Source organism: Staphylococcus simulans (assembly GCF_002902285.1).
Lineage (GTDB): Bacteria > Bacillota > Bacilli > Staphylococcales > Staphylococcaceae > Staphylococcus > Staphylococcus simulans.
Map to the genome: position 1 here is coordinate 23,260 of NZ_PPRU01000043.1, position 8,023 is coordinate 31,282.

At 34.8% G+C, this 8,023-nt stretch carries 10 protein-coding genes; 1 reads left to right on the forward strand and 9 read right to left on the reverse strand.

Annotation, left to right across the window (positions count from 1 at the left end; genetic code table 11):
- The first annotated feature begins 7 nt into the window (after positions 1-7).
- On the forward strand, positions 8-997 hold the full coding sequence (sdpC, locus tag CD112_RS09980; RefSeq protein WP_002479671.1) for a peptidoglycan release complex CPBP-like subunit SdpC: 990 nt from the start codon (positions 8-10) through the stop codon (positions 995-997).
- Positions 998-1,091: 94 nt separating this feature from the next.
- On the opposite strand, the gene CD112_RS09985 is transcribed toward sdpC, so the two are convergent.
- The 9 genes from CD112_RS09985 to CD112_RS10025 form a co-directional block, all read right to left on the reverse strand.
- Positions 1,092-1,778 carry a ribose 5-phosphate isomerase A gene (locus tag CD112_RS09985; RefSeq protein WP_031262441.1) on the reverse strand — a complete coding sequence of 229 codons (687 nt, stop codon included), beginning with the start codon at positions 1,776-1,778 and terminating at the stop codon, positions 1,092-1,094.
- Between the two features lie 21 nt (positions 1,779-1,799).
- Positions 1,800-2,816, reverse strand: coding sequence for an aldose epimerase family protein (locus CD112_RS09990; protein ID WP_103364232.1), 1,017 nt, complete (start codon positions 2,814-2,816; stop codon positions 1,800-1,802).
- A 37-nt stretch (positions 2,817-2,853) separates the two neighbouring features.
- Positions 2,854-3,180 carry a YnfA family protein gene (locus tag CD112_RS09995; RefSeq protein WP_002479674.1) on the reverse strand — a complete coding sequence of 109 codons (327 nt, stop codon included), beginning with the start codon at positions 3,178-3,180 and terminating at the stop codon, positions 2,854-2,856.
- 129 nt (positions 3,181-3,309) lie between these two features.
- Positions 3,310-4,539 (reverse strand): ABC transporter permease, encoded by a 1,230-nt coding sequence (locus CD112_RS10000; protein WP_103364230.1) that lies wholly within the window; start codon positions 4,537-4,539, stop codon positions 3,310-3,312.
- Positions 4,532-5,431 (reverse strand): ABC transporter ATP-binding protein, encoded by a 900-nt coding sequence (locus CD112_RS10005; protein WP_023015039.1) that lies wholly within the window; start codon positions 5,429-5,431, stop codon positions 4,532-4,534. The genes CD112_RS10000 and CD112_RS10005 overlap by 8 nt, the downstream gene beginning before the upstream one ends.
- Before the next feature lie 120 nt (positions 5,432-5,551).
- Positions 5,552-6,274 (reverse strand): DUF3169 family protein, encoded by a 723-nt coding sequence (locus CD112_RS10010; RefSeq protein WP_002479677.1) that lies wholly within the window; start codon positions 6,272-6,274, stop codon positions 5,552-5,554.
- On the reverse strand, positions 6,267-6,473 hold the full coding sequence (locus CD112_RS10015; RefSeq protein WP_002479678.1) for a helix-turn-helix transcriptional regulator: 207 nt from the start codon (positions 6,471-6,473) through the stop codon (positions 6,267-6,269). The genes CD112_RS10010 and CD112_RS10015 overlap by 8 nt, the downstream gene beginning before the upstream one ends.
- A gap of 143 nt (positions 6,474-6,616) precedes the next feature.
- Positions 6,617-7,120, reverse strand: coding sequence for a DUF805 domain-containing protein (locus CD112_RS10020; RefSeq protein ID WP_002479679.1), 504 nt, complete (start codon positions 7,118-7,120; stop codon positions 6,617-6,619).
- A gap of 77 nt (positions 7,121-7,197) precedes the next feature.
- Positions 7,198-7,836 (reverse strand): DUF805 domain-containing protein, encoded by a 639-nt coding sequence (locus tag CD112_RS10025; RefSeq protein ID WP_070468814.1) that lies wholly within the window; start codon positions 7,834-7,836, stop codon positions 7,198-7,200.
- Positions 7,837-8,023 lie beyond the last annotated feature (187 nt).

Below are 8,023 nucleotides of genomic sequence, written 5' to 3' on the forward strand. Positions count from 1 at the left end.
TTTCATAATGGACACGAAACGCATATCAGGTTTCCAATGGGCTATGACGATCTTTGTCTTCTATGTACTTGCATACGCACTCCCATTGGTACTGAAAGATTTTCAAGGCCAAGTTCCATTCAAACGCTTTGTCTTTGATTTGAGTACACTTGCGCCATTTATCGCAGCTATTATCTGCTTAATTGTATTTCGAAATAAACGCGCTCAGCTCGCAAGTTTAAAATTCACAATCAGTTTTAAAGTGATTGAACGCATTATTTTAGCTTTAATCTTACCGCTTGTGATTTGTATTATTTGTATGTTTGCCTTTAATACTTACGCAGACAGTTTTATTATTTTACAATCTAAAAACTTATCTGTGTCTGTCACATCTATTTTAATCGGACATCTTTTAATGGCATTCTTTGTAGAATTCGGTTTCCGTTCATACTTGCAAAATGTCGTAGAAACAAAAACGAATACGTTATTCGCATCTATCCTGATCGGTATTCTATATGCCTTATGGAATGTGAATACGACTTATACATTAGAATTCACATTATATAACTTGTTGTATCACTTCGCATTCTCAATGATTATCGGCGAATTGATCAGAGGTACTAAAGGACGTACAATTTACATTGCTGTAGCATTCCATGCTTTAATGTCATTTGGATTAGTCTTCTTCTTCAGTGAAGAACTAGGAGACGTCTTCTCTATGAAAGTAATCGCATTAAGCACAGCACTTGTAGGCGCTGTTTTCATCTTACTCAGCCTGCTTATCAGAGCAGCTTTCTATTTCTTCACAAAAGATTCTTTAGAGGAAGTTGAACCAAATAATCCTTTAGACTATCCAAAAGATGAAGAAGACGAAGATGTTGCAGTATCAGAAACTGCACAAACAGAAGAAACTACACCAGTCACTGAAGATACAGAGCCTGAACATTCAACAGACGATTCTGAATCTATCAAAGACGATGAACCCGCACAAACTAAAGACACAGACGAACCTAAATAAGTGAATCGCTATATTATAAAAGCGCTGGCAGATATCATTCAGTTATCTGTCAGCGCTTCTTTTTAACCTATTCATTTAAATAAAATAAGTCTCTTTAGACCTTATCAATAATTTCGACACCTTCTTGTTTACCGACAATTACACGGTCAGCAAGATCTAAGAAGTATCCAGTTTCTAATACACCTGTTAAATGAATTAAATATTCATGCATGTCATATGGATCAGTGTTTGGTGGTAATTCAACATCTAAAATATAATTATCATTATCTGTGATAAAGGTAATGTCTTCCACGTTACGACGTGATACTTTTGCTTTAGTATCTTTCTCTATTTTTTTCGCTACTAGCATCCAGTTGAAGCGATCAACTTCTACTGGCAATTTAAAAGTTTGGCCTAAGTAGTCTACTTGTTTCGTTTCATCTGCGATGACCACAAAGCGTTCAGCCATTTCATCAATAACTTTTTCACGAAACAGTGCACCACCGCCGCCTTTGATTAAATTTAATTGCGGATCAAATTCATCTGCACCATCAATCGCCACATCAATATGATCGACATCATTGACGTTAACAATCGTAATCCCTAATTCTTTCGCAAGCAATGCGGTTTTATTAGACGTACAAACGCCTGTAATTGTAGCGCCATCATCTAATAATTTCGCGATATGCGGTAATAAGAGTTCAATCGTGCTGCCTGTACCAATACCGACAACCATACCATCTTTAATTTCTGAGACTGCGTCTTTCACAGTTTGTAATTTTAACGCTCTAACATCCATCACTGAATACTCCTTGTCATTATATTACTCAGATGTTTCTATAATTTGATACGTTGTTTTAGAAAAGAATGTGTCACCTTTACGTAAAATAGAAGGTGCTTCTTCTCCTAGTAAATTAATATCATTTGGTAAGCATTGTGCTTCTAAAGTAAAACCTGAGTGTGGTTTATAAATGTTCATATCACTTTCCCAATTGCTGGTTTCATTAAAAGTAAAGATAACCACATGTGGCATATCTGTTTTCATTTTCAATAAGAATTGGCTATTTTCAACAGTCAGTTCATCACCGATTGTAAATGGATGATCTAAGCCATGATAACGTTCAATTTGAGCATGTAATCGTTCATCTTCAGCTTTGCCGATATCTTCAAATCGCATTGATTGTTTACCTAATACCTGAATTAAATCTACAGTATCATTAAGCGTTGGTAAATTCTTGTCATTTAATAAATGCATTTTCAATGTTGAACTTGTTAAGATATGGTTGTTCACCTCTTTATTATCTCTGTTCAAGTTAAAATAAACGTGGTTAGTCGGATTAAATAACGTTGTTTCTGTTGCTTCTGCACTATATTCAATCGTCCATCGATTGTCGATATCATACGTATGTATAATCTTTAGTTTAATATCGCCCGGGTAATGATCATCTGCTGATTTAACAGTTGTAGTAAAGATAATTTGAATATAGCCGCCATTGTCATCTTTAATTTCATAATCAAAATAGTGTTTATTAATTCCGTGAAAACCGCCGTGTAAATGATGAGGCGGATCATTTTGTTCAAGTTGGTAAGTTTTACCTTCTAATTCAAAACGTCCGTCTTCAATACGTCCCCCAAAACGACCGACGCTTGCGCCGAAGTAATACGGGTTTTCATGGTAATACTCATCCGCTTCAACAACATTTCCTAACACAATATTATTATCTTCATATTTCCAAGACACAATACGCGCCCCAAAATTTGAAAAGATAATTTTCGCTTGGTCGTTATCAACCTTGATTAAATCCAAACCGTTTCTTTGGTGCTCCACTTCTGTAAACATCATTTCAATACACCCTTTCCTTGCCCGATGAAAATCATCAGCCTCTATCAGGCAGCAACATAATCAAGACACCGATAATACATACAATGCCGCCGATGACATCATATTTATCTGGCATCTGTTTATCAAAAACATATCCCCATATAATACTCATGACAATGAACACACCGCCATATGCTGCATATACTCTGCTGAATGTTGGAAATACTTGGAATGTTGCGATGATACCGTATGTAATTAACAGGATACCTCCAAGCATCCCTAACAACGGTGATTGTGCATCTCTCAACCACAACCAAATTAAATAACCGCCGCCGATTTCACACAGCCCTGCTAAAATAAAAATTGCAATTGGATACATCATATACTGACTGCCACCTATTTTTTATAATACTTTCCTTACTTTATATTTTAACAATAAGGCGCATGGTTTACTAGATGAAATCCAGTAAACCATGCGCCATTTAGAAATCTTTTTATAGGATTGTCATTTTTATTTTTTAATTGCACGTTTCAACGCTTTAAAGATATTCTTATCGAACGTTAAAACTGAATCACGATAACTTCTCACTGCTATCCATACGAGTAAAACAAGTACGATTACAGATAAACCCATGCTCACTATGATTTCCCATAGTTCCAAATTCGGGGTCGAAGCTCTAACAAATAATAAGAATGGTGATAACAATGGAATAAAGCTTGCTACTTTAGCTAACATCATATCTGGATTGTTCATACTGAATAATGCGATATAAAAAGCAATGAAACTAATAATTGTCATCGGCATCAACGACTGATTTAAATCTTCAATACGTGTCGCAAGTGCGCCTAAAATTGTTCCTAATACAGTATATGAAACCACGCCGATAATGATAGAAAGTACGCCGACAATAATCAATCGTGTTGTCGTAGGTGTCATAGTCATATCAAACTTTTTCATTAAGTCGCCTGCATCTGAAAAATACAGTGCTGCGGCACCAATCACAACTAAAATCAACACTTGTGTAAAAGCGACACAAATCATCGCTAGAATTTTAGCTAAGATATGCTTCACAGGTGAAATACTCGTAATGACCATTTCAATAACGCGTGATGTTTTTTCTGTCGCAACTTCCATCGCTACTTGGTTGGCATAGTTCATAATCACCAGGAACATCAACATGATGCCCGCATATAAAATAATCCAATTTAAAAATTTATTGCTTTGAGAAGTATCTGAGCCGCCTTTACCGATTGCTTTTGAAGTGACTTCACTTTTTTGTTGTAAATCAGAAAGTTCTTTCGGACTTAAATTAATTTGTTGCGCTGCTGCTTGGGTTTGAATCGGTGTTAAAATACTTTCTAATTTTTGAACACTCTCATCAGAAGGTGCGTCTTTACTAACAACTTCGCCTTTAATTTTTTGTCCTTGTCGATCAATGATATAAGCTTTATCAATTTTATCTTTCTTTATTTCTTTTAACGCTTGTTCTTTAGATAAGATTTTAAATTCTGTACCTTTTTCTTCAATATGTTTGCTTTGTGCTTTGACCATTTGCGCAATTTTCGGTTCATTAGAAGCAATGCCGATTTTATCCGGCCCGTTATCAAACAAATCGATAATCTTATTGAAGTTAGCTGCCGCAATAATAATCACTGCTAAAATGACCGTCATAATGATAAATGCGCGTGATTTCACTTTATTCTTATACGTCAAATTGAACGTAGCTAAAAATTTATTCATGAATATCACCTACCTGTTGAATAAAAATATCTTGAATTGAAGGTTCAAGCACTTGGAATCGTTTCACAAACCCATGTTGAGCTACTACGTCAAAGACACGTTTTGCGGCTGCTTGATTTTCTACAGAAACAGTAATCATACGTTTTGAACGTTCTACACGTGTAACACCTTCAACTTCTTCTAAATTTTCTAAAGCATCTTCAGTTTCAATCACAATTTTCTTCAAATCAAATTGATCTTTAATCGATTGTATGTCGCCTTGTAAAACTAAATCACCATGATTCAAAATACAGATATCATCACACAGTTCTTCTATATGCTCCATACGATGTGAACTGAAAATAATAGTAGTACCTTGTTCGTTCAGATCTTTAACTGCTGATTTTAATAATTCTACATTGACTGGATCTAAACCACTGAAAGGTTCATCTAAAATCAATAATTCAGGTTTATGAATCAAACTAGCTAACAATTGAATTTTTTGTTGGTTACCTTTAGATAATGATTCAATTTTCTTATCTCTGTTCTCGTTAATCTCAAAACGATTTAACCAATAGTCTAATGCTTGATTAAAATCTTTTTTTGACATTCCTTTTAAAGTCGCAAGATAACGCAACTCATCTGCGACTTTCATTTTTGGATGCAAACCACGTTCTTCAGGCAGATAACCTACTTGGTTAAACATATGTTCACCCATCTTTTCACCATTATATGTAACGATCCCTTTTGTCAATGGTGTCAGTCCTAAAATCATGCGGAATGTTGTCGTCTTCCCAGCACCATTTCGTCCTAAGAACCCTAACATCTTCCCTTTTTCAAGTGTTAATGAAATATCGTTGACCACTGTCTTATCGCCATATTGCTTTGTCACATCTTCTAAAACTAAAGCCATCGTACATCACTCCTTATCGTTGGTGTTGGAAAAGCAACTCTGTTAATCATATACCATAAGTATATGATAATAATATTATTAAATCTCTAACTTTACAAACTGTTCACAAAGAATTTACACTTATTTGCTTTTATAATACTTGTAAATTTTTATGTAATAAAAACTAACATTAAAGACAAACAAGATAAATAGCAGTGTTAAAGCTAATGATTGTGTATGACCTGTAATTGCTGAATAGAATGCCAATACGAGAATCAAAATAGTTAATGCAAGTAAGTTATATTGAAATAACTTAAATATCGCTGAAAATGTAACATATCTCTCGCCTTCATCCATCGCTTTCATCATTTTATCTACATATTGTTCATCATTAGGATTTGGTAATCTTGAATCTAATTTAGGCAAATAGATTTGATACATCACACTAAAAATTGATGAAATTAAAAAAGGGATGACTGAAACCTCCCAATGATTATTGGCAAATTTAAACGCAGTGACTAAAATAATATTCACTAAAGCAACAAATGTACTGAGATGGCTCAATACTGAAGCGTTGAAAAACTTACGATTGAACAAAGTATCATAATGATCTCCTAACACTTCATCTTCTTCTGAAAGATGCTTGTAATTTTTAGCTTGGGATAGCTGCAATTTCATTACAATACCAATACCTATAATTAAAAGTATAGTAAACAGTGTGGTAATAATGGTTGCTTGAAAATCGAACAGTTGTAACGATGAATGGTTACCTAGAAAACTGAAGTATAATCCTACACATCCGCCTGCTAGCCCACCTAATGCGATTTTCCCTGCATATTTCCAATTCTTTTTCGTGCTACTCATAGTCGTCCTCCTCGAAAATGAAAATATCTTCAATGCGTTCTCCGAATATCCGCGCAATTTTTGCGGCAGTCAGTACGGAAGGCATAAATTCATTTCGTTCAATTAATGAGACGGTTTGTCGTGAAATCCCTGCTTTTTTCGCAAGTTGTGTTTGATTATAGCCATCTCGTGCCCGCAATTCTTTTAATCGTGTTTTCATGCGCCTTACCTCCGTTAATACACATGCTATATGATAATAGTCAATTTGACAAGTATATTAGTCAAATTGACATATATAATAAACAAAAAGACGATACCTTCTATATAAAAGTATCGTCCGTGTTGTTATTTTGTTATTCGATTTTAGGCGTGTCTGTAACGTTGTCCAACAGGCTCTGGACCATAAGCATTGTGCCCTTCTTGTGACTTTTGTACACCTACGACAATCACCCAAATTACAAATACTAGCTGTGCAATAGAGATAATGGCATCTACAATTGTAGCAAACATGCCATCTCCTAAATCCACAAATAAAAGAATACGTTCTATTACTAATAGCGCAGAAAAGATAATTGGGACCACCATTGTATTGCCTGTATCATGGAAACGTCTTGTAAGCAAAGCGACCCCTGGAATGAAGCTTGCGATTTCAAAAAGTGTTGTTAAACCAAAAGAAGTATTATCAAAACTTTGATTCAAACCTAATAAAGCATCCAGACTATTCAATACAATGTTAATAATCATTGTCCATAGTACCATAAACCAGAACTCTGAACGTCGTGATCTTCCGTTGAAATCAATGTAACGTTTCCAGAATAAAACAAAAGCTTCTACGAATCCGACACTCTTTTTGTGTTGTTCATGCATCGTATATCTCCTCCATTTTTTAGATTCTATATGAACTACTTTCTAATAGATGCTTATCTCAATAAACGCTAGCAAAATTAAAAATCTGAACCTGAATCATGACTGGTCGTACTGCCTTTTGTCGATTGAACTGATTTAGCATGAGATGTATTAGAGGCTGGCGTATTACCTTGTTCAAAACGATGCACATAAGGACTGCGACCATACTTATTATCTTTATCTTGACTCGGTAGACAAAGCACTACAAGAACATAAATCCACAAACCTAAATAAACCAAGCTGATGATTAAAAATATAATTAACGCTGGTGTTAGTTCAGTTGATTCATCCATATTAAGTACAAAATTAAACACATTCATCACAATGCTCAATACGAACATAACAATCGGCGTCACCATAGTTCTGCCTGTATCATGAAAACGTCTGATCATAACAGCCCAAGTTGGAATAAATGTAGCTAAGGCAAACAATACATAAACCAACATGCAGATGAGGAATAAAATCATACCCATAACTGCTACTCCACTGGAATCAACTGCAGCTCCACCGACTAAAAATATGGTTCCTAAAATCATCACAAAAGTTAATGGCGCATATAAAATCAACATCCATAACGCCGCAAACCAATATTCTGAGCGTGTCGATCTGCCTGTAAAATTAACATAATTTTTCCAGAAAAGTTTAAACGCTTCTAAAAACCCAACACGTCTTATCATACTCATCCTCCTCTCTAACTTTTTGTTTTACGATACTTCTATGTATTACAACTTACTCTTTTATGTCTTTTAAAAGGTAATAGTTATTTAAAACTATTCCAGACTGTCGACAAAGTCCTACGGACTTGTCGGCATTTTTTATTTTTTAACATTTTACATAATAACCTTTTCCCCATTTCTTGTATAA

Coding starts and splice junctions, on each gene's coding strand:
- CD112_RS09990 (WP_103364232.1), bottom strand. CDS start 2,816: ATGTTTACAGAAGTGGAGCACCAAAGAAACGGTTTGGATTTAATCAAG.
- CD112_RS10000 (WP_103364230.1), bottom strand. CDS start 4,539: ATGAATAAATTTTTAGCTACGTTCAATTTGACGTATAAGAATAAAGTG.
- sdpC (WP_002479671.1), top strand. CDS start 8: ATGGACACGAAACGCATATCAGGTTTCCAATGGGCTATGACGATCTTT.
- CD112_RS10015 (WP_002479678.1), bottom strand. CDS start 6,473: ATGAAAACACGATTAAAAGAATTGCGGGCACGAGATGGCTATAATCAA.
- CD112_RS10010 (WP_002479677.1), bottom strand. CDS start 6,274: ATGAGTAGCACGAAAAAGAATTGGAAATATGCAGGGAAAATCGCATTA.
- CD112_RS10005 (WP_023015039.1), bottom strand. CDS start 5,431: ATGGCTTTAGTTTTAGAAGATGTGACAAAGCAATATGGCGATAAGACA.
- CD112_RS10020 (WP_002479679.1), bottom strand. CDS start 7,120: ATGCATGAACAACACAAAAAGAGTGTCGGATTCGTAGAAGCTTTTGTT.
- CD112_RS09995 (WP_002479674.1), bottom strand. CDS start 3,180: ATGATGTATCCAATTGCAATTTTTATTTTAGCAGGGCTGTGTGAAATC.
- CD112_RS10025 (WP_070468814.1), bottom strand. CDS start 7,836: ATGATAAGACGTGTTGGGTTTTTAGAAGCGTTTAAACTTTTCTGGAAA.